The sequence below is a fragment of the Consotaella aegiceratis genome, assembly GCF_036541425.1.
In the GTDB taxonomy this organism is placed as follows: Bacteria; Pseudomonadota; Alphaproteobacteria; order Rhizobiales; family Rhizobiaceae; genus Consotaella; species Consotaella aegiceratis.
Window position 1 is genome coordinate 31,421 of sequence record NZ_JAZHFT010000013.1, and the last position, 18,803, is coordinate 50,223.

21 protein-coding genes and 1 tRNA gene are annotated in these 18,803 nt (G+C 66.7%); 12 read left to right on the forward strand and 10 right to left on the reverse strand.

The window, feature by feature from the left end; translation table 11 throughout:
* Window positions 1-27: 27 nt before the first annotated feature.
* Window positions 28-103 (reverse strand) — tRNA-Thr (locus tag SMD10_RS11125).
* Window positions 104-293: 190 nt separating this feature from the next.
* Between SMD10_RS11125 and SMD10_RS11130 the strand changes: the two genes are divergently transcribed.
* The 3 genes from SMD10_RS11130 to SMD10_RS11140 all read left to right on the forward strand — a co-directional run bounded on the left by SMD10_RS11130 (window position 294) and on the right by SMD10_RS11140 (window position 3,099).
* Window positions 294-1,118, forward strand: a complete 825-nt coding sequence (locus SMD10_RS11130; protein WP_331685762.1) for an exonuclease domain-containing protein — start codon at window positions 294-296, stop codon at window positions 1,116-1,118.
* Entirely contained in the window at window positions 1,115-2,734 is a 1,620-nt protein-coding gene (locus tag SMD10_RS11135) for a cisplatin damage response ATP-dependent DNA ligase (RefSeq protein WP_331685763.1), read from the forward strand. Before SMD10_RS11130 ends, SMD10_RS11135 begins: the two co-directional genes overlap by 4 nt.
* Window positions 2,735-2,829: 95 nt before the next feature.
* Window positions 2,830-3,099, forward strand: coding sequence for a DUF6460 domain-containing protein (locus SMD10_RS11140; protein WP_331685764.1), 270 nt, complete (start codon window positions 2,830-2,832; stop codon window positions 3,097-3,099).
* 18 nt (window positions 3,100-3,117) lie between these two features.
* Here the strand turns inward: SMD10_RS11140 and SMD10_RS11145 are convergent, their stop codons facing one another.
* Entirely contained in the window at window positions 3,118-4,272 is a 1,155-nt protein-coding gene (locus SMD10_RS11145; RefSeq protein ID WP_331685765.1) for a YihY/virulence factor BrkB family protein, read from the reverse strand.
* 158 nt (window positions 4,273-4,430) lie between these two features.
* Here SMD10_RS11145 and SMD10_RS11150 point away from each other — a divergent pair, with 158 nt between their 5' ends.
* The gene (locus tag SMD10_RS11150; protein WP_331685766.1) at window positions 4,431-5,822 is read left to right on the forward strand and encodes an MATE family efflux transporter; all 1,392 of its coding nucleotides are present in this window, start codon (window positions 4,431-4,433) and stop codon (window positions 5,820-5,822) included.
* Window positions 5,823-5,832: 10 nt separating this feature from the next.
* Here the strand turns inward: SMD10_RS11150 and SMD10_RS11155 are convergent, their stop codons facing one another.
* A complete protein-coding gene (locus SMD10_RS11155) occupies window positions 5,833-6,933 on the reverse strand; it encodes a quinone-dependent dihydroorotate dehydrogenase (protein ID WP_331685767.1) in 1,101 nt (366 codons plus the stop codon).
* Window positions 6,930-7,283 (reverse strand): DUF952 domain-containing protein, encoded by a 354-nt coding sequence (locus tag SMD10_RS11160; protein ID WP_331685768.1) that lies wholly within the window; start codon window positions 7,281-7,283, stop codon window positions 6,930-6,932. Before SMD10_RS11160 ends, SMD10_RS11155 begins: the two co-directional genes overlap by 4 nt.
* A 112-nt stretch (window positions 7,284-7,395) precedes the next feature.
* On the opposite strand from SMD10_RS11160, the gene SMD10_RS11165 reads away from it, so the two are divergent.
* The 3 genes from SMD10_RS11165 (at window position 7,396) to mscL (ending at window position 8,948) form a co-directional block, all read left to right on the forward strand.
* The gene (locus SMD10_RS11165; RefSeq protein WP_331685769.1) at window positions 7,396-7,848 is read left to right on the forward strand and encodes a hypothetical protein; all 453 of its coding nucleotides are present in this window, start codon (window positions 7,396-7,398) and stop codon (window positions 7,846-7,848) included.
* Window positions 7,849-7,871: 23 nt separating this feature from the next.
* Complete coding sequence (locus SMD10_RS11170) at window positions 7,872-8,297, forward strand: secondary thiamine-phosphate synthase enzyme YjbQ (protein ID WP_490338291.1); 426 nt, start codon at window positions 7,872-7,874, stop codon at window positions 8,295-8,297.
* Window positions 8,298-8,477: 180 nt separating this feature from the next.
* Window positions 8,478-8,948 (forward strand): large conductance mechanosensitive channel protein MscL, encoded by a 471-nt coding sequence (gene mscL / locus SMD10_RS11175; RefSeq protein ID WP_331685831.1) that lies wholly within the window; start codon window positions 8,478-8,480, stop codon window positions 8,946-8,948.
* Between the two features lie 139 nt (window positions 8,949-9,087).
* On the opposite strand, the gene SMD10_RS11180 is transcribed toward mscL, so the two are convergent.
* Entirely contained in the window at window positions 9,088-10,062 is a 975-nt protein-coding gene (locus SMD10_RS11180; RefSeq protein ID WP_331685770.1) for a Gfo/Idh/MocA family protein, read from the reverse strand.
* 122 nt (window positions 10,063-10,184) lie between these two features.
* Between SMD10_RS11180 and SMD10_RS11185 the strand changes: the two genes are divergently transcribed.
* From SMD10_RS11185 to SMD10_RS11195, 3 genes are all read left to right on the forward strand, one after another.
* Complete coding sequence (locus SMD10_RS11185; protein ID WP_331685771.1) at window positions 10,185-10,535, forward strand: YigZ family protein; 351 nt, start codon at window positions 10,185-10,187, stop codon at window positions 10,533-10,535.
* A gap of 213 nt (window positions 10,536-10,748) precedes the next feature.
* Window positions 10,749-11,918 carry a pyridoxal phosphate-dependent aminotransferase gene (locus tag SMD10_RS11190; RefSeq protein ID WP_331685772.1) on the forward strand — a complete coding sequence of 390 codons (1,170 nt, stop codon included), beginning with the start codon at window positions 10,749-10,751 and terminating at the stop codon, window positions 11,916-11,918.
* Window positions 11,915-13,036 carry an AbrB family transcriptional regulator gene (locus tag SMD10_RS11195; protein WP_331685773.1) on the forward strand — a complete coding sequence of 374 codons (1,122 nt, stop codon included), beginning with the start codon at window positions 11,915-11,917 and terminating at the stop codon, window positions 13,034-13,036. Before SMD10_RS11190 ends, SMD10_RS11195 begins: the two co-directional genes overlap by 4 nt.
* On the opposite strand, the gene SMD10_RS11200 is transcribed toward SMD10_RS11195, so the two are convergent.
* The 4 genes from SMD10_RS11200 to SMD10_RS11215 all read right to left on the reverse strand — a co-directional run bounded on the left by SMD10_RS11200 (window position 13,001) and on the right by SMD10_RS11215 (window position 16,111).
* Window positions 13,001-13,369 carry a cupin domain-containing protein gene (locus tag SMD10_RS11200; protein ID WP_331685774.1) on the reverse strand — a complete coding sequence of 123 codons (369 nt, stop codon included), beginning with the start codon at window positions 13,367-13,369 and terminating at the stop codon, window positions 13,001-13,003. The two genes, SMD10_RS11195 and SMD10_RS11200, sit on opposite strands and share 36 nt — an antisense overlap.
* Before the next feature lie 50 nt (window positions 13,370-13,419).
* The gene (gene hemA, locus SMD10_RS11205; RefSeq protein WP_432757225.1) at window positions 13,420-14,700 is read right to left on the reverse strand and encodes a 5-aminolevulinate synthase; all 1,281 of its coding nucleotides are present in this window, start codon (window positions 14,698-14,700) and stop codon (window positions 13,420-13,422) included.
* Window positions 14,701-14,979: 279 nt separating this feature from the next.
* Window positions 14,980-15,159 carry a hypothetical protein gene (locus SMD10_RS11210; protein ID WP_331685775.1) on the reverse strand — a complete coding sequence of 60 codons (180 nt, stop codon included), beginning with the start codon at window positions 15,157-15,159 and terminating at the stop codon, window positions 14,980-14,982.
* A 1-nt stretch (window position 15,160) separates the two neighbouring features.
* Entirely contained in the window at window positions 15,161-16,111 is a 951-nt protein-coding gene (locus SMD10_RS11215; RefSeq protein WP_331685776.1) for an NAD-dependent epimerase/dehydratase family protein, read from the reverse strand.
* Window positions 16,112-16,289: 178 nt separating this feature from the next.
* Here SMD10_RS11215 and SMD10_RS11220 point away from each other — a divergent pair, with 178 nt between their 5' ends.
* Both SMD10_RS11220 and SMD10_RS11225 read left to right on the forward strand, forming a co-directional pair.
* Window positions 16,290-16,850 (forward strand): sugar transferase, encoded by a 561-nt coding sequence (locus tag SMD10_RS11220; RefSeq protein WP_331685777.1) that lies wholly within the window; start codon window positions 16,290-16,292, stop codon window positions 16,848-16,850.
* Between the two features lie 114 nt (window positions 16,851-16,964).
* Window positions 16,965-18,287: an NAD(P)H-dependent oxidoreductase gene (locus SMD10_RS11225; protein ID WP_331685778.1), complete on the forward strand. Its 1,323-nt coding sequence runs from the start codon at window positions 16,965-16,967 to the stop codon at window positions 18,285-18,287.
* Between the two features lie 34 nt (window positions 18,288-18,321).
* On the opposite strand, the gene SMD10_RS11230 is transcribed toward SMD10_RS11225, so the two are convergent.
* Window positions 18,322-18,762, reverse strand: coding sequence for a MarR family winged helix-turn-helix transcriptional regulator (locus SMD10_RS11230; protein ID WP_331685779.1), 441 nt, complete (start codon window positions 18,760-18,762; stop codon window positions 18,322-18,324).
* Between the last annotated feature and the right edge of the window lie 41 nt (window positions 18,763-18,803).

Consider the following 18,803-nt stretch of genomic DNA (forward strand, 5'->3'; position numbering starts at 1 on the left):
TCGGCTGCGATTTGAAGAGGCGTGGGGTGGTGCCGCATGCCGGACTCGAACCAGCGACCCCATCATTACGAATGACGTGCTCTACCAACTGAGCTAATGCGGCGTGTCGCGATCCGTGCGGAGCACGGGCGAACGCGGCCCTGATACCGGTTAACGGCTTTGGTTTCAAGCGCCAAAGGCGCGGCGGTGGCGTCGAGGCTTGCGCCGGGATTGTGACGCCGTTTCCCGGCTGCGCAAACACCACGCACCGGCCGGCTTGCGCGTGGGCGCGGAACGCGCGATGGAAGGAGGCGATGCATGGCTTCTTTCCTCCTTCTGCGACAACGCCTTCGCTGTTTGCCGAGCCAGCCAAGCCTCTGGTGCGCGTCATCGATACGGAAACCGCGGGCCATCGTCTCGCGGAGGATGCCGTGATCGAAATCGGGTCGGTCGATCTGGATCTGAACAGCGGCGAAATCGTCAATCCCATGCAGACCTTCTGCGATCCGGCCGGCGTCGTCATCGATCCGCATGCCCGCAAGGTTCACCGGATCAGCGACGATATGCTTGTCGGCGCGCCAACGTTCGGCGAGGCGATCCGCGCATTTTCGGGCGCGCCCGCCTATGCTGCCCAGCGGGCCGATTTCGACCGCCCACGCTTGAAGCTCACCGGCCGCTGGCTGTGTACGCACAAGCTTGCGTTGCGCGCGTTCCCGCAGGCCCGAGCCCACGGGCTGCAGTCGCTGGTCAAATACCTGCCGCTCGACCTGACCGGCGTGCGGCCGCTGTTGTCCGGTCTGGCGCCGCACCGCGCGCTTTACGACGCGGTCTGCACGGCGGTGCTGCTGCGCTCGATCGCGTCCGCTTTGATGCCGAACTGCGCCGATCTCGGCGACTTTCTCGACCGGGCCGAACAGGCCTCACGCGAACCGGCGCTGCTCGCCAAGCTGCGCTTCGGCAAGCACAAGGGCGCGCCCATCGCCGAGGTGCCGGACGACTATCTGGAGTGGCTGATCGCCGAGCCCGGTATGGATGCCGACGCCCGGTTCACCGCGCGTCATCATTTGCGTCAGCGCCGTGCCGGGCTATCTGTTCGCCGCGAGGACGGCCCGTCATCGGCCGCGGCCGCCTGCCCATGAGGCGGTTCGCCGAACTGCTCGACCGTCTGGTGTTGACGCCGTCGCGCAACGGCAAGCTGCGGCTGATGACCGACTTCTTCCGCGCCGCACCCGATCCCGAGCGCGGCTATGCGCTCGCCGCCATCACCGGCGATCTCTCGATCGCCAGCGTCAAGCCGGCGATGCTGCGCGCCTTGATCGCCGAACGCATGGACGAGGTGCTGTTCGGCTACTCCTACGACTATGTCGGCGATCTGGCCGAGACCCTGGCTCTGGTCTGGCCCGCTCCGCAGGACCAGGCGATGCCCGACGGCCGCCAGCCCAGCCTGACGGAAATCGTCGAGGCGCTGGGCAATGCTTCGCGACAGGAGGGGCCGCGGCTCGTCGAGGGATGGCTCGACCGCCTCGATTCGTCCGGCCGCTACGCGCTCCTGAAGCTTGTCACCGGAGCGATGCGCATCGGCGTCTCGGCGCGGCTGGCCAAGCAGGCAGTCGCCGATCTGGGCGGCAAGGACGTGGGCGAGATCGAGGAACTGTGGCACGGACTGGAGGCGCCCTACGAGGCCCTGTTCGCCTGGCTGGAGGGCCGGGGAGAGAAGCCCGTTTCGGCCGCCGCCGCGCCCTTTCGCCCCGTCATGCTGTCGCAGCCGCTGGAAGAGCCGGACTATCCGAAGATCGTCCCCGAGGACTACGCGGCGGAGTGGAAATGGGACGGCATCCGCGTCCAGGCGACGCGCGAGGCCGGCATCTGCCGGCTCTATTCGCGCACCGGCGACGACATTTCGGGCTCGTTTCCCGATCTCGTCGAGCACATGGATTTTGCCGGTACGCTCGATGGCGAGCTGCTCGTCGCGCGTCCGGCGAAGACCGAGGGCATCGTGACCGGCACCTTCTCCGATCTCCAGCAGCGGCTGAACCGCAAGACCGTCAGCGCCGCCGTGATCAAGAAGTACCCGGTCTTCCTGCGCGTCTACGATTTGCTCGTCGAGGAGGAGGACGACACGCGTCCGCTGGCCTTCGCCGAGCGGCGCAAGCGCCTGGAAGCCTTCGTCGCGCATCTCGACCCCTCACGCTTCGACCTGTCGCCGCTGGTGCCGTTCGACACCTTCGCGAAGCTCTCCGAAAAACGGGCGGCCCTGCCTCATCCGGTGATCGAGGGGCTGATGCTGAAGCGCTGGGACAGCCCCTATCTGTCGGGCAGGCCGAAAGGCCCGTGGTTCAAGTGGAAGCAGGATCCGCATCTGATCGACGCCGTGCTGATGTATGCCCAGCGCGGACACGGCAAGCGCTCCAGCTTTTATTCCGACTACACGTTCGGCGTCTGGGCCGGTTCCGAGGACGCGCCCGAACTCGTGCCGGTCGGCAAGGCCTATTTCGGCTTCACCGACGAGGAGTTGAAGTATCTCGACAAATATGTGCGCGACAACACGGTCGAGCGTTTCGGGCCGGTGCGCTCGGTGCGCGCCGAGCTGGGCCATGGGCTCGTGCTGGAGGTGGCGTTCGAGGGCCTTGCGCGATCGAGCCGCCATAAATCGGGCGTCGCCATGCGCTTTCCCCGCATCTCGCGGCTCCGCTGGGACAAGCCCGCCGCGGAAGCCGACCGGCTGGACACGCTCAAAGCGATGCTGCCGGACTGATCGTCCTTTGCAGCTCCCCTCGTCGCTCCACTGCTTGCACCGGCCGCGCCCTTTGCCTACCTCATCCCCCGAAGGGCGAGGTGGAGACCAAGCGCATGGCGACACGCATCAACCATTTTCTGGGCGGATCACCGCTGGCAGTAGCGATCCGGCTGATCCTCATTTCGCTTCTGGTTGGTGTGATCCTGAGCTGGCTCGACTGGACGCCCGTGGACATCGTCGACTGGTTCGTCGACCTGTTCGATTGGATCTGGACCTCGATGTTCGGTTCGCTGCAGCGCGCTGTGGACTATTTCCTCCTCGGCGCGGCAATCGTGGTGCCGATCTTCGTCGTCTCCCGGCTGCTCAAATGGGGTCGCAGCTGATCGCCTAAGCGGCAGCGGTCAGCGCCGTGCGCTGCGCCGCTGCATCCAGCTCAACAGCAGGGCGGCCGGCACTGTGACGGCGAGCGTGCCGATCGAGATCTTCTCGGCGCGGCCGATCCTGTAATCGTTGCCGCGCCCGGAGGTGGGCGCCGGCTGCGTCTTTTCCTGTCCGGGCAATGTCCCCAGACCGGTCTCTCCGTAGGCCTTGCCCACGGTGTCGGCCATCCGGGCGCCCCGCTCGCCCATCGGCTGGTCGCCGCCGACGGTGGTGTCCGCGCTGGTCTGATGCTCCAATTCCGAATTGAGCTCGCCGCCGAGAATGAGCAGAATCAAGGATATCCACATCCACGTCATGAAACCGACGATGGCGCCGAGCGAGCCGTAAGTCGCGTCGTAGGAGCCGAAATTGGCCGTGTACCAGGTGAAAAGGATCGAGATGATCAGCGTGCCGATCAGCGACAGCAGGCTGCCGGGGGTGATCCAGCGCCATTGCGCATCGCGGCGGTTCGGGCCCCACCGGTAGAGCGCTGCGATGCCGAGTGACAACAGGCAGAACAGCAGCAGATAGCTGACGATGCGGATCAGCCATTCCGTGCCCTCGCCGAGCCCGACGAACTGCAGCGCCGCCGGCAGGACGATGACCACGGCCAGCATCACGCCGATGGTGACGATGGCGCCGAGCGTGAAGCACAAAGTGATGGCGGTGAGGCGGATGAAGCTTCGCTCTTCGCGTTCGTCATAGGCGACGTTCATCGCCTCGAACAGCGCTTTCATCCCGGCATTGGCGCTCCATAACGCGATACCGACGGAGATGATCAGGGCAAAGCTGAGCGACGAATCGCCCTGGCTGACGAGCCGCTGCAATTGCTCCTCGATGATCTCCATGCCGCCGCCGGGTACGATGCCCTGCAGCATGCTCACATGTTCGCTGACGGTGCCGGGATCGAGCACGAGGCCGTAGACGGAGATGAAGGCGGTCAGTCCAGGCACGAAAGCCAGAAGGATATAGTAGGTGACGCCGGCGGCCACCAACATGACGCGGTCGTCTGAAACCTCGCCGTAGAGGCGCCAGAGGACGTCCTTCCACCCTGCCAACGGCACCTCGGAGGGAGACTGCGCGTTCCGTCCACGACCGCTTTGCCTGCTGCGCTCGACATCCATGGGACTCGACATCACACGTCCTGTTCTCGATCCTCTGCGTGAATAGAATGCGGCAAGGCGGTCACGGTTGCGGCGACGGCATGTCGAAGAGCGCCGTCAATGTGTCGCCGTGACGCGAATGCGGCGGGTTCGGACTTGCTTTCGCGCGCCGGCAGTGCCACCGGACCACCATGCAGCGCACAAGCGAGCCGTCCGAGGGCGATAATTCAAGTTTCGCGGCCGGCCGCGAGCCCGTCCGGGAGCGCCCGTTCACGGTGGGGCACCGCGACGTCTGGCGCATCACGCTGCCGATGACGCTTGCCTTCCTGACGACACCGCTGCTCGGGCTGACGGATGCGGCCGTCGTCGGCCGCAGCGGCGACGCCGTTGCGCTGGGCGGCCTCATCGTCGGCGCGCAGATTTTCGACATCGTATTCGCCACCTTCAATTCGCTGCGGTCCAGCACCACCGGACTGACGGCGCAGGCCGTCGGCGAGGGCAACGAGCGGGAGATCCAGGCCGTCTTTTTCCGGGCCATTCTCCTGGCGTTGGGCGTCGGTCTCGTGATGGTCCTGGCGGAGCAACTCATCATCGCTCTCGGCCTGCTGGTGATTGCTCCGGGCGATGCAGTGGCCGCGACGACCAGAACCTATGTGTTCGTGCGCATGTTTTCCGCGCCTCTGGCGCTCGCCAACTACGTCATCCTCGGCCACGTGCTCGGCCGTGGTCAGGGCACGCTGGGTCTTGCCCTGCAGGCGGTGATCAACGGCACCAACATCGTCATGTCGGTGGGTCTTGGGCTCGTCCTCGGCTGGGGGATCGTCGGCGTCGCAACCGGCACGATCATCGGCGAAGCCGCCGGCACGGCGCTGGGGCTCTTCATCGCGCTGCGGGGCTTCCGCGGGATGACGCGGCCCTCGCGCGACCAGGTCTTCGAGCGCGGCGCGTTCTTTCAGATGCTCGCGGTCAACCGCGACATCATGATCCGCTCCTTCTGTCTGCTCGGCGCCTTCACCCTGTTCACCCGATGGAGCGCGGGCCAGGGGGCCCTCGTGCTGGCCGCCAACGGCATCCTGATGAACCTCTTCATGATCGGCGGCTTCTTCCTCGACGGCGTCGCCACGGCGGCCGAACAGCTCGTCGGCAAGTCGATCGGAGCGCGCTGGCGGCCGGCCTTCGACCAGACGCTGCGGTTGACGGCGCAATGGAGCTTCCTCTTCGCCGCGTTGCTGTCGCTCGTCTTTCTGGCCGTCGGCAACCACCTGGTGGCCTTCCTGACGACGGATGCGGCGGTCCGCGAAGTCGCGGCGGTCTATGTCGTCTGGGCCGCGCTGACGCCGCTGGCCGGCACGCTCGCCTTCCTGATGGACGGGGTCTATATCGGCGCCACCTGGTCGGGAACGATGCGCAACATGATGCTGGCCTCGCTGGCCGTCTTCGTCGTGGCGGTCTGGCTGTTGATGCCGGTGCTCGACAATCACGGCCTGTGGCTGGCACTGGAGATCTTCCTCGGCATCCGGGGCCTGACCCTGCTCGCCATGCTGCCGTCCCGCCGCCTCGCCGCCTTTCGGAGGACGGCTTGACCGCTTGGCCCTAGCCGGGGCGTCCGCGGCCGAGAACGGCGTCGACCTCGCTGTCCCGCAGTTCCGCCAGATTGTCGATGCCGGTCTCGTCCAGATGGGCGAGCAGCCCTTTCAGGATCTGCACCGGCAGGCCAGGCCCGGCATAGACCATGGCCGTATAGAGCTGCACCAGATCGGCGCCGGCCGCGATCTTCGCGAGTGCGGCTTCGGCGCTGTCGACGCCGCCGACCCCGATTAATGGCATTGCCGGTCCGAGTGCCTTGCGAAAAGCCGCCAGCGCCCAGGTCGACAATGCGAACAACGGCCTGCCCGACAGGCCGCCGGTCTCGCCGGCATGCGTCAGGCCCGCGATGTCGGGCCGTGACAGCGTCGTGTTGGAGACCACCAGGCCATCGACCTTATGGCGCACCGAAGCCTTGGCGATCTCTTCGATCTGCTCTTCGGTGAGGTCCGGTGCCACTTTGAGGAACAGAGGCTTCGGGGTGGTCGCGGCCATCGCCGCGAAGCCGTCCCGGGCCGCCGCCACGGACTCCAGCAGCCGGTCGAGATCGGAGCCCGACTGCAGGTCGCGCAGGCCCGGCGTGTTCGGCGAGGAGATGTTGACGGTCAGATAATCCGCCACCGGTTCGAACAGGCTGATTCCGTCGACATAATCCTGGACGCGGTCGGCCGAGTCCTTGTTGGCGCCGATGTTGACACCGACGATGCCGGCCTTCCTGCGCCGCGCCGTCAGACGCTCCAGCGCCTCGGCGTGGCCCTCGTTATTGAAGCCAAGGCGGTTGATCATCGCGCCGGCCGGGGGCAGGCGGAAGATGCGCGGCTTGGAATTGCCCTCCTGCGGGCGTGGCGTCACGGTGCCGACCTCGACGAAGCCGAAGCCGAGCCCCATGGCGGCATCCGGCACTTCGGCATTCTTGTCGTAGCCGGCGGCGAGCCCCAGAGGGTTGGGAAAGGCGATCCCGGCGACCGTCGTATGCAGACGCGCGTCGACCGGCACGTTCGTTCGCGGCACCAGCCCCTGTTTCAGCGCCAGGATCGACAGCCGGTGGGCGCGTTCGGGATCCAACTGGAAGAGCAGCGGCCGGCCCAGCCGGTAGAGGCGGTCCATCATTCGACCCCGTCGGGAAAGATGTGGCGGCCGTCCGGCCCGAGCGGCAAATCCGCCACCGAAAGCGCCGTCGCCGGATCGAGAGGCGCATAGAGATGCGGAAACAGCGCGCCGCCGCGCGAGACCTCCCATTTCAAGGCTTCGCCGAGCCGGCGCGGATCGACCGCGACGAGGACCAGGTCCGATTGACCCGCAAAGTGCTTGGCTACGGTCTCGCGCGCCTGGGCTCCGGTCGAAAAATGGATGAAGCCGTCGGCGAGGTCCACCGGGGCGCCCTCGAACGCGCCCTTGGCCTCGGCCTCTCGCCACAGCGCGCGGGGCGCGATCTTGTAGATGGGATCATCGTGGGACATGGCGTTCGGTTGCCAGAGCGCGCGGCAAAAATCAATTGGACAGGAAGCCCTTGTTGCGCCGTCTTCGTGGCCCAGTGTTTGGCTCCAGGCAAACCCTATCGAGGAGACGACCATGATGCGATCCTTCCCACTCGCCGCCGTCGTGCTCGGCCTCGGCTGTGGCGCCGCGGCCGCCCAGGCCGGACCGCTGACACCGACGGGCGGCGCCGGGCGCTACGAGATGCAGCCCGTCCAGGGGGGCATCGCCCGGCTCGACACCCAGACCGGCGAGGTGGCCTTCTGCCGGGTCGAAAAGAGAGGCCTGACCTGCGACACCGGAGCCGTTCAGGCCGGAAAAGGGCTTGAAGAGCGCCTGCAGCAGCTGGACCGTCGCGTGCGCCGGCTGGAGGAGCAGGGAACCGCGTCGGCGGAGGCGCGCGATCGTGACGCCGAGGATTTCGACAAGGCCGTCGGCCAGATGAAGGACGTGTTCCGCGCGTTCCGCGACATGGCACGCGAGCTGGAGAACGAGGCCGATGACGAACCGGACGAGGAGGCCCCGCAGCCGGTGCCGAACCGCACGTGACGGCCGGCGGAGATCATCCCGGCCTGTCGCAGGCCATCCGGCTTTTGCGCATTCGCACCGATGGCGGTTCGATGCGCGACGTCACGCGGCCGGTGGCCGACGAACTGGCCGCGATAGGCGCCGGCGATGGCCTGCTCACCGTCTTCATCCGCCACACCTCGGCCTCGCTCACCATCCAGGAGAATGCCGATCCGGACGTTCGCGCCGACCTTGTCGATGCGCTGGATCGGCTGGCGCCGGAGGATGCGCCCTATCGCCATACGATCGAGGGGCCCGACGACATGCCGGCCCACATCAAGACCGTGCTGACCGGCGTCAACCTGTCGATCCCGGTGATCGGCGGTCGCATGGCTCTCGGAACCTGGCAGGGCATCTACGTGGTCGAGCATCGGGCTCGCAGCCACGAACGGGAACTGGTGCTGCATTTCCTAGGCGAGCGGCGCGGCTGACATCGGGCTGCGCCGCATTGTCTCGCAAACCGACGATCCGGCATTTCCCAAGTCGGACAAATCATCTAGCCTCGTGGCCATGATCAACGAGCCGCCGCGTCGGCGCGATGACGGGCGGCGGGCGACCGGTCCCGATGCGCCGACGACGGCGGATGGCAGGAGGTGACGGGTATGCGGGGCATGTTGCAGGAATTCAAGGAATTCGCCCTCAAAGGCAACATGGTCGATCTGGCCATCGGCATCATCATCGGCGCCGCGTTCTCCGGCCTGGTCAATTCGCTGGTCCAGGATATCATCATGCCGCTGGTCGGCGTCGTCACGGGCGGCGTCGATTTCACCAACAAATACGTTCCTCTGGCTCCCGGGGTGACTGCCGACAGCCTGGATGCGGCCCGCGAGCAGGGCGCCGTGCTCGCCTACGGCAACTTCCTCACGCTGGCGATCAATTTCGTCATCGTCGCGCTGGTGCTCTTCATCGTCGTCAAGGTCATGAACGAGATGAAGCGCAAGGAGGAGGCAAAGCCGGTGGTCGAGGAGGAACTGCCGCGCGAGCAGAAGCTGCTCGAGGAAATCCGCGATCTTCTGGCAGCCGGACAGGTGCCGCGTGTCACCGCCGAGCCGGTCGCGGGTTCGGGGCCGGCGACCGTTTAAAGCCGAGGGAGGAGCATCGAGCCTCGGTCGGGCCGCCGGGATTGGCGGTGTCACGTCGATCCCGATGGCCGGCCCTTTCCGCAGAGACTTCCTGCCTGGTCGACGAATGTCGGCCAGGGCCTCTGACCGGCATGTTGCTCTAGATCCCTGAGAAGATCCTCTCCACCAGCACGGCCTCTTGCCGCCCTGCTGCCCCGTCACAGGGATTGGGGGCGCCGTCCAGGAAATGGGCGACGACCCGCTCGATCAGGGGCTGGTGCACGTGCGGCGGATCCGGCAGATCGATCTCCTGTCGGGTTTCGCCGATCTCCAACGTGATCGGCGAGGCGCTGAAGAAATTCATCGACGCGCTGCTGCGGCTGCCGTGGATGATCACGCGTTCTTCGCTCCGGGCGGCGGCGTAGCTGCATAGACCCACCGCCGGAAGGCCGCCGAAATCGAGGATATAGGTGACGAGATCCTCCGCCGAATAGACGCCCGCCTGGTTCTTGCAAAGACCACGCACGGCGCCGGGCGTGCCGAAGACGTAAGTCAGCCAGTCGAGCGTATGGGCCTGGACGTCGGTGAAGAACCCGCCACCGCCGACCTCAGGGTCGAGTTTCCAGGGTTGGGCCGGGCGCGTCTCGGCGGGAAGGAAATGGCGGACCTCCACCATCCTCGGTTCCCCGATCGTGCCGTCCTGTACGATCTCGCGCAGTCGTTCGAACCGCGGCAGCGCGCGGCGATAGAAGGCCACGCAGAGCTTGCGTCCGGTCTCGGACGCCACGGCATTCATGGCCTCGCATTCGGCGATGGTCGGCGCCATCGGCTTTTCGACCAGCACGTTCTTGCCCGCCCTCAGAGCGCGGATCGCATAGTCGGCGTGGCTGTTGGGCGGGGTCGCGATGTAGATGGCGGAGACCTCCGGGTCCGAAATCAGCTGATCGGCATCGTCGGTCGAGCGCGCAATCCCGTGACGGGCCGCATAATCGGCCGCCTTGGCCTTGTCGCGGCGCATCGCCACGACGACCGAGGACCGCGCCGCCTTTTGCAGCGCCGGGCCGCTCTTGATCTCGGTCACGTCGCCGCAACCGAGGATGCCCCAGCGGACATCCTGACTGTCTTGCTCGTTCATCGTCTCCCTATCCTCCAGTCGCCCCGTCGGGGACTCGGCCCGCACGGTATCCCATCCAACGCGCCATGCGAACGCCCAAGCGGCGACTTGTCCTGAAGAGGCGTCTTGGCTAACTCCGCCTCATGCTCGTCCTCGACAACATCATCAGCGATCGCGGTTCGAAATATGCCGTGTCGGGCGCTCCCTGTGCATCGGAGGCCGAGGCGAAAACCTTTGTCGAGACCTTGAAGCGCAGCAGGAAGAAGTTCGCCAAGGCCACGCACAACAGCTGGGGGCTCGTCACCGCCGACGGTCCGGTCAAGAACGACGACGGCGAGGGTGGCGCGGGTATGATCATCCTGCGCATGCTCGAGCGGGAGAACCTGCGCGATCATCTGGTCGTGGTGACGCGGTGGTACGGTGGCAAGCATCTGGGCGGCGATCGGTTTCGCCATGTCCAGGAGGCGGTCCGGATCTATCTCAGCCATCTTTGATCAAGATTCGCAAAGGCGACTGCTCGGAGCTCTTCGCCGCGTCTGCGGACGCGATCGATACCGTAGCCCGTCGTCATGGCCCGGCCACACCGATCCGGCGTCGCAGGCGCTCCGCGCAAGCTCGCCTTCATCGCCGGGATTGACGGCGGTCCATTTCCGGGCGATTCCGGGAGCTCTCCTCTTCGCCTTGCGTCTTCGAAGGCCGTCCCGACCATGACCCATCTCGACCGTTTGCGCCGCGAGGCCATCGCCGCTCCCGAAAGCGGCATCGTCGCCGTCATCGACTACGCACGCGACCACGAAGGCCTGATTCCTCTGTGGGCCGGCGAGGGCGATCTCTCGACGCCGCGTTTCATCGCGGACGCCGCCGCCGAGAGCCTGGCGGCCGGCGAGACCTTCTACACCTACCAGCGCGGCCTGCCGGACCTGCGCGAGGCGATCGCGTCCTATGCCAGCCGGCTCTATGGCCAGACGCTGTCGCCGGATCGCTTCACCGTCACCGGCTCGGGCATGCACGCGATCCAGATCGCCATCGCCTGTGTGGCGGGCGCCGGTGACGAGGTGATCATTCTCGGGCCAGCCTGGCCGAATTTTTCGGCCGCCTCGGGTCTGGCCGGTGCCGCCACGACGGAGGTTCCGCTCGAATGGCAAGCCGATGGCTGGCATCTCGACCTCGACAGGCTGCGCGCGGCCATCGGTCCGCGCACCCGGGCGATCTTCGTCAACACTCCGGCCAATCCCACCGGCTGGACCGCCGATCGCGAGACGCTGGCGGCGATCCTGGCGCTGGCGCGCGAGACCGGCGTCTTCGTCATCGCCGACGAGATCTATTCCCGCTTCTTCTATGCCGGCCGGCGCGCGCCGTCCTTCCACGACGTGATGGCGCCGGAAGAGCCGGTCATCTTCGTCAACTCCTTCTCCAAAAACTGGGCGATGACCGGCTGGCGCATCGGCTGGATCGAGGCGCCGGCCGAGCTCGGTCCGATGATGGCCAACCTCATCCAGTACACGACGTCCGGCGTCGCGGCCTTCATGCAGCGAGGCGCCATTGCCGCGCTGAACCAGGGCGACGCCTTCATCGACGAGCAGGTGGACCGCGCCCACAAGGCGCGCGACATCCTGATCGATACGCTGACGGCCACCAACCGGGTCGAGGCGGTCAAGCCCGCCGGCGCCTTCTATGCCTTCTTCGCCATCGACGGCGTCGAGGATACGGCCCGGGCGGTGTTGCGCATCGCCGACGAGGCCAATGTCGGCCTCGCGCCGGGCACGGCCTTCGGTGCTTCTGGTGCACGGTTCATGCGCGCCTGCTTCCATCGCCGGCTCGACGAGGTCGAAACCGCCGCCCAGCGACTTGCGGATTGGATCGGGCGCCAGGCTTGAAGTCGCTCGGCCCCCGATTCGACGTCGCCGTAACGCTTGCGGTGGCGCTCGCCGGGGGCGCGTTGGGCACGACCCTGAACCTGCCCATCGGCTGGCTGCTCGGCTCGGCGATCGCCGTCACGACGGCAAGCCTCGCCGGACTGAACACGCGTTTGCCGAACGGACTGCGCACCGTCACGTTCTTCGTGCTCGGCGTCCAGGCCGGCGCCGGCGTCACTCCCGATGTCGCCGGCCAACTCGCGGTCTGGCCGTTGTCCTTCGCCATCCAGATGATCGGCGTCGCCGGCGTGGTGGCGGTCACCTACGTCTTCCTGCGCAAAGGCTTCGGGTGGGACAACGAGACGGCGCTCTTTGCCTCGCTGCCCGGCGCCATGGGTTTCGTGCTCGCCGCCGCGTCGCAGACGCGTACGGACATGGCGCGCATCGTCATCGTCCAGAGTGTCCGTCTGCTGCTTCTGCTGGGAGCCCTGACGCCAACCCTTGCCTGGCTGCAAGGCGGCGGTGGTGCTGGGGCGGCGATAGCGCGTGGAGGCCATCCGGGAACGCTCGCCGAGTACGGACTGTTGCTCGGCACCTGCGTGGCCGGGTCGATCCTCGGCGCGTTGGCCAAGGTCCCCGGCGGCATGATGCTGGGCGCGCTGATCGGCAGCGCCGTCATGCATGTGACCGGCCTCGCCGAGGTCGTCATCCCGCTTTGGATATCGACGCCGGCGCTCACCGTGCTCGGCGCGGTGATCGGCAGCCGCATTCGCCCCGAGCATCGTCGTGATCTCGTTCAGATGGCGCCCGCAGCACTCGGCGCCTTCGCCATCGGTCTCCTGATCTCGGGCATCGCCGGCTTCGTCGCCCATCTCCTGTTGGCCATCGATTTCGGCAAGCTGGCGCTCGCCTACGCTCCTGGCGCCCTGGAGGCGCTGACGGTGCTGGCCTTTCAGTTCGACCTCGATCCGGCTTATGTCGCGTCCCACCATGTGGTCCGCTTCGTCTGTATCGCGCTGCTGGTGCCGTTCCTGGCGCGGCGAGTCTCTGCGGTGAAGCTCGAGCCCGAGAAAGTGGTGGATTGGCGCAGCGACGATGCCGGTTCAGGCGTCGATCGCGGCAAAGACGGAGGGCGGTAGGGCAGGAGCTTCTCCGCCGGCCGGTCCCCACAGCACCAGCCAGGCCGAAAAGTCCTCCGACGTCGTTTCGAAGCGATGTTCCGCCCCGGCCCGCACGAAGACGGCGTCACCGGCTTTAAGGGCCGTCGTGTCGTCGGCCTGCATCAACTCGCAGTGCCCGGTCGCGACGAGATAGATCGCATCCTGATCGAGCGTCTGAGGGTGCCCAGCTTTCGGCAAACAGCCACGAAGCGACATCGAGCCATGCGCGAAGGCTTCGGCGCCGTCGGCCGGTTCGGAATCAGGGGATGGCTTGAGAAGCCGGGCGAGGACATCGCTCAGCGACGCTTTCATGAGGCGCGCTCCTTATCGATGGCGGCCCCGGAAAGCAAAGGAAGGGGCCGTCAGCCGCCCGCTTGCGAAACGACGAGCGGCGTGACCTTCTCCGAACGCTCGGCCGGCGTGACGCGTTCCGCCGTGAACGGGATGCCGATTGCGTTCCACGTCTCAACCAGCGCGTCCTTCAGCGTCTCGATCAGCGCATCGTCGTGATAGGGCGTCGGCGTGATCCGCAGCCGCTCGGTGCCGCGCGGCACGGTCGGGTAGTTGATCGGCTGGATATAGATGCCGTGCTTCTGCAGCAGGTGATCGCTCGCCTTCTTGCAGAGGTCCGGATCGCCGACGAGCATCGGCACGATGTGCGTCTCCGACGGCATCACAGGCAGGTTGGCGGCGCGGAACACGTCCTTCGTGCGGGCGGCCTGACGCTGCTGGGCGTCGCGCTCGGCCTGGCTGGCCTTGAGATGGCGGATCGAGGCGGTGGCCGCGGCCGCCAATGCCGGAGGCAGCGCGGTGGTGAAGATGAAACCCGGCGCATAGGAGCGCACGCAGTCGATCAGGCTCTTCGACCCGGTGATATAGCCACCGAGGACGCCGAAAGCCTTGGCGAGGGTGCCCTCGATCACGTCGATCCGGTGGGCCACGCCGTCCCGCTCGGTGATGCCGCCGCCATGGGCGCCGTACATGCCCACCGCATGGACCTCGTCGATATAGGTCATGGCGTTGTAGCGGTCGGCGAGATCGGCGATCGCCTCGATCGGCGCGACATCGCCGTCCATCGAATAGACGCTCTCGAAGACGATCAGCTTCGGCTGGCTGGTGCCCGCCGCCTTGAGCAGTTCCTCGAGATGGGCCAGGTCGTTGTGGCGGAAGATCTGCTTTTTGCAGCCCGAGCGGCGCACGCCCTCGATCATCGAGGCGTGGTTGAGCTCGTCGGAGAGAATGAGGCAGTCCGGCAGCAGCCGGGCGATCGTGGAGATCGACGCTTCGTTCGAAACGAAGCCGGAGGTGAAGACGAGGGCGGCTTCCTTGCCGTGCAGGTCGGCGAGCTCGCGCTCCAGCTCGACGAGCGGATGACTGGTGCCGGAGATGTTGCGGGTGCCGCCGGCGCCGGACCCCATGCCCGAGACCGCCGTCTTCATCGCCTCCAGAACCTGGGAATGCTGTCCCATGCCGAGGTAGTCGTTGGAGCACCAGACCGTGATCTCACGCGCCTCGCCCCCATCGCGCCAGATGGCGGTGGGAAAGCGGCCCGCAATTCGCTCGAGATCGGCAAACACCCGATACCGCTTCTCGGCGTGAAGCGAGTCGATCGCGTTGGCAAAGTGATTTTGGTAGTCGATCATTCGGTACTCCCTCCGAGAATGGTTCTAAGGTTCTTTCCCCTAGAAGTCCACGCTCTGCGGAACCATTCTAACCCTGCGGTGCGATTTCTGGCCGGTGACACTCCGGTTCACATTGACGCAGCTCAATGGAACGATTCCAGAATCAGGTCGCCTATTTACTACACGCCGCTGCTTTCGGAAGCCTTGCTTTGCCGCAATCGTTCACAGAGCGGTGTGCGACGCTCCTCGTCGACCGCTGCACAGACCGTCGAAACCCTTGGCTGGCTCGCTTCGGGGGCGCTAATCGTCCTGCGAACAGGATCGTGTCGCGGCGGGCGGCACCTCGTCTGAACCGCCGTCATCCGGCTGGCGCCGCGCTCGCGCCTGATCCTTGCGACGCCGCAGATTAGCCTTGAGCGCCTCTTCCAGCCGTTGCTGGCGCTTGGATTTGGGAGCTTCGGAAGAAGGCTTGTCGGTCATCTTATCGTGAGTCGGCGTCGGGGTTAGGCCCACCCAGCATAACGGCCAACGCCGCCTCTGTCGTCATCGGCGGGTGCCAGGCGAGGCGCTGGCGGATCGGCTGGTCGTCGACCACGAAGGAGCCGTACAATCTTTCGGCGAGCTCCGTCCCGCCGGCTATGCGTAGCCCCGCTCGCAAAAGCGACACCGGGACCGCATAGAGGCCAGGCCTTCGGCCCGTCGCGGCCCGCACGAGACGAATGATTTCGGCCGTCGAGACGGTCCCGCTATCGGCCAAGAGGAAGGTTTCTCCAGCCGCTTCGGGATGGTGGAGCGCCAGCGCGATCGCATCGACGACGTTCTGGACCGCGAGCACGCTGCGCCGATTGGCGAGTGCGCCGAAGGGCAGGGGCAATGAGCCTTGCGCCAGTCGAACGAGCTGGGCCAAGCCGCCGCGTCCACGCCGGCCGTAGATCGGCGGTGGGCGAAGGATGCAGATCTCCAGCCCCGACGCATCGGCAACTTCCCACAAAGCCTGTTCGGCCGCGAGCTTGGAGGCGGCGTAGGCGTTCTGCGGACGGAGCGGGTCGCCCGCGCGCGCCGGCCCTTCCCCGGCCGGATGCACGTTGGCGGTACTGAGAAAGACGAAGCGCCGCGCGCCAGCCGCTGCTGCGCGTTCGGCCAGAACCCGCGTGGCCTCGACATTCGCGCGCATCAGCGCTGCCTCGTCATGAAAGGCTGTCTCGCCGCGCCCCGGGTTGAGGGCGGCCAGATGAACCACCGCATCGACCGACGGCCATGCATCCCAGCCCTCGTTGGCCGCCAGATCCTCCGGCGCGTCGAGCGCTACCGATGAGGCGAGTGCTCCACCGTGACGGCGCCGCAGGACGATGACCTCATGCCTGCGCCGTCCGAGGTCGGGCACCAGATGGCTGCCGACGAAACCGCTTGCTCCCGTGACGAGGACTCGCACCTGACCTATCGCCTCCGGCGGTCGAGGGGCGCCTGACGCCCCGTTCGCCCCGGTCGTACCGCGCAATTGACGCTCCGGGAACCGACGGACTAGATGGTTCGCCTCTGCCCGCGTGCAACCGGGCGCGTCCAGAAACAGGCCTTTGTATGCCCCTTCCGCCGATTTCGATTGCGACTGGATGGCGATGAAGCGCCTGTTCGATATCGTCGCGAGCCTCGCCGGCCTGGTCGCGTTGGGCTGGCTCGTCCTCCTGCTGGCATGGGCGATCCGACGCGAGACGCAAGGGCCCGGGATCTTCGCCCAGGAGCGCGTCGGTCGCCATCGGCGATCCTTCGTCTGCTACAAGCTGCGCACCATGGCGCGGGACACGGTGTCGGCTCCGTCTCACGAGACACCGGCCACCTCGCTCACGCCCCTGGGCCGGCGGTTGCGCGCCACGAAGCTCGACGAGCTGCCGCAGCTCTGGAACGTGCTCAAGGGCGATATGAGCCTGGTCGGGCCGCGCCCCTGCCTGCCGATTCAGACCGTGCTGATCGAGGAGCGCGACCGGCTCGGTGCTCTTTCCGTGCGGCCGGGCATCACCGGTCTGGCCCAGGTTCAGGGCGTCGACATGTCCGATCCCGTCCGGCTTGCGGCGATCGATGCCGAGTATGTCCGTACCCGCAGCTTTATCGGGGATCTTCGGCTGCTGCTCGCGACCGTGGCGGGCCGCGGGCAGGGCGATCGCGTGCGGCCATGAGCGGTGCGTCGTTGCCCACCAAACCGATCCGGCTTTCAAAACGCCCGGGAAAGGCAGTAGATATCGGCGCCCATCAGGGGAGGCGGCCGGAGCCGGCGGCCTTGAAAGGATAGCATGACCAGAATCGATCGCGTCGGCTTCGCCGCCGAACTTGACGCCCATCAGGAACGACATGGACCGGTGACGATCGGCCTGGCCGGGGCGGGACAGATGGGCACCGACATCGTCGTCCAGGTGGCGCTGATGACGGGGCTGCGGGTGGGCGCCATCGCCGCCCGCCGTCCGACGCGTCCGCGCGAGGCGATTGCCATGGCCGGCTATCCCGACGATCACGGGGTGCTGGCGACCAGGGCCGCCGACATCGACAGCGCCATCGAGGCGGGGCGCATCGCCATCACCGACGACCTGGAGGAGATGTGCAAGGCTGGCCGGATCGACGTGGTGGTCGACGCCACCGGAAGCCCCAATCTCGGCACCGAGCTGGCGCTGACCGCCATCGCCAACGGCAAGCACATCGTCATGCTGAACGTCGAGGCCGATATCACGGTGGGCCGCTGGCTCGCGGCCGCGGCCCGAAAGGCGGGCGTCGTCTATACTGGTTCGGCCGGCGACGAGCCGGCGTCGACCCTGGAGCTGATCGGCTTCGCCCAGGCTCTCGGCATGGAGATCGTCGCGGCCGGCAAGGGCAAGAACAACCCGCTGCGCTTCGATGCCGTCCCCGAGGAATACGAGGTCGAGGCACGCGAGCGCAACATGAACCCGCGCATGCTGGTGGAGTTCATCGACGGCTCGAAGACCATGGTGGAGATGACGGCGATCGCCAACTGCACCGGTCTCGTGCCCGACAAACCCGGCATGCACGGGCCTGAGGTGACGCGCGAGACGCTCGCGCAGGTTCTATGCAGCCAGGAGGATGGCGGCATCCTGTCTGCGCCGGGGCGCGTCGACTACACCATCGGCGGCGGTATCGCGCCGGGCGTGTTCTGTATCGTCAAGCCGCGCCATCCGCGCGCCATCGAGCGCATCGCCGATCTGAAGGTCGGGCCCGGGCCGTGCTTCAGCCTGATCCGGCCGTTCCACCTCACCAGCCTGGAGACGCCGCTGTCGGCGGTGCGCGCTGTCCTCTACGGACGACCGGACATGCAACCGGTCGACCGGCCGGTGGCCGAATGCGGCGCGCTCGCCAAGCGACGGCTCGAGCGGGGCGAGACGCTGGGCCGGATCGGCATGGCGGACTATCGTGGGTTCGCCATGACCTGGCCCGGAGCGAGGGAAGGCCGGGCGCTGCCGCTCGGCTTGGCCGAAGGCTCGCGCGTGACCCGACCCGTCGCCGCCGGCGAATTGCTGACTTATGCGAATTGCGAACCGGACGAGAGCTTCGCCGTCACGCGCATCCGCCGGCAGTTGGACGAGGCAGACCGAGCGTTCTCGGTCTGATCAGCGCGCCAGGCGGCTTTCCGATCGATTTTGGTTATGCTTGCGGAGCGTCGCCGCTGTCGATGGTGGCGCGGATCGCCAACTCGATCCCGCGCACCAACGCCTGGCGCTCGGACGGGTCGAGGACTTCCAGGGCCGAGGCGACCGCGTGCAGAGGATCTTCGGCCAAAACCTCGCGGCCGGCATCCGTAAGGTCCAATTGCTCGGCGCGGCCGCGACCGATCGTTCCCGCCTTTTTCACCAATCCCTTGGAAATCAAGGTGCGGACCGTTCGCGCAACGGCGCCGGACGCCAGTCCCTGAAACCGTGCGAGATCGATCGCCGTGCGGGAATGGGGTGGTGCGGATTCCAGATAGCGCAGGGCTGCCCACTGCGCCGGAAACAGATCCGCTGCATACCCTTGCGAGTGAATTCTTCGTGCCAACTGTTCCATCAGGCTGGCAAGCGCGGAGACGGATGTCGGTTCGTCGTTCAACGGTTCCATTCCTGAAATTGCTAAGTATGCCAAACAAACAA

What these genes read in the sequence shown, in the direction of transcription:
- SMD10_RS11130 (WP_331685762.1), top strand. Translation starts at nt 294, where the DNA reads ATGCATGGCTTCTTTCCTCCTTCTGCGACAACGCCTTCGCTGTTTGCC.
- SMD10_RS11135 (WP_331685763.1), top strand. Translation starts at nt 1,115, where the DNA reads ATGAGGCGGTTCGCCGAACTGCTCGACCGTCTGGTGTTGACGCCGTCG.
- SMD10_RS11140 (WP_331685764.1), top strand. Translation starts at nt 2,830, where the DNA reads ATGGCGACACGCATCAACCATTTTCTGGGCGGATCACCGCTGGCAGTA.
- SMD10_RS11145 (WP_331685765.1), bottom strand. Translation starts at nt 4,272, where the DNA reads ATGTCGAGTCCCATGGATGTCGAGCGCAGCAGGCAAAGCGGTCGTGGA.
- SMD10_RS11150 (WP_331685766.1), top strand. Translation starts at nt 4,431, where the DNA reads ATGCAGCGCACAAGCGAGCCGTCCGAGGGCGATAATTCAAGTTTCGCG.
- SMD10_RS11155 (WP_331685767.1), bottom strand. Translation starts at nt 6,933, where the DNA reads ATGATGGACCGCCTCTACCGGCTGGGCCGGCCGCTGCTCTTCCAGTTG.
- SMD10_RS11160 (WP_331685768.1), bottom strand. Translation starts at nt 7,283, where the DNA reads ATGTCCCACGATGATCCCATCTACAAGATCGCGCCCCGCGCGCTGTGG.
- SMD10_RS11165 (WP_331685769.1), top strand. Translation starts at nt 7,396, where the DNA reads ATGATGCGATCCTTCCCACTCGCCGCCGTCGTGCTCGGCCTCGGCTGT.
- mscL (WP_331685831.1), top strand. Translation starts at nt 8,478, where the DNA reads ATGTTGCAGGAATTCAAGGAATTCGCCCTCAAAGGCAACATGGTCGAT.
- SMD10_RS11180 (WP_331685770.1), bottom strand. Translation starts at nt 10,062, where the DNA reads ATGAACGAGCAAGACAGTCAGGATGTCCGCTGGGGCATCCTCGGTTGC.
- SMD10_RS11185 (WP_331685771.1), top strand. Translation starts at nt 10,185, where the DNA reads ATGCTCGTCCTCGACAACATCATCAGCGATCGCGGTTCGAAATATGCC.
- SMD10_RS11190 (WP_331685772.1), top strand. Translation starts at nt 10,749, where the DNA reads ATGACCCATCTCGACCGTTTGCGCCGCGAGGCCATCGCCGCTCCCGAA.
- SMD10_RS11200 (WP_331685774.1), bottom strand. Translation starts at nt 13,369, where the DNA reads ATGAAAGCGTCGCTGAGCGATGTCCTCGCCCGGCTTCTCAAGCCATCC.
- hemA (WP_432757225.1), bottom strand. Translation starts at nt 14,700, where the DNA reads ATGATCGACTACCAAAATCACTTTGCCAACGCGATCGACTCGCTTCAC.
- SMD10_RS11210 (WP_331685775.1), bottom strand. Translation starts at nt 15,159, where the DNA reads ATGACCGACAAGCCTTCTTCCGAAGCTCCCAAATCCAAGCGCCAGCAA.
- SMD10_RS11220 (WP_331685777.1), top strand. Translation starts at nt 16,290, where the DNA reads ATGGCGATGAAGCGCCTGTTCGATATCGTCGCGAGCCTCGCCGGCCTG.
- SMD10_RS11225 (WP_331685778.1), top strand. Translation starts at nt 16,965, where the DNA reads ATGACCAGAATCGATCGCGTCGGCTTCGCCGCCGAACTTGACGCCCAT.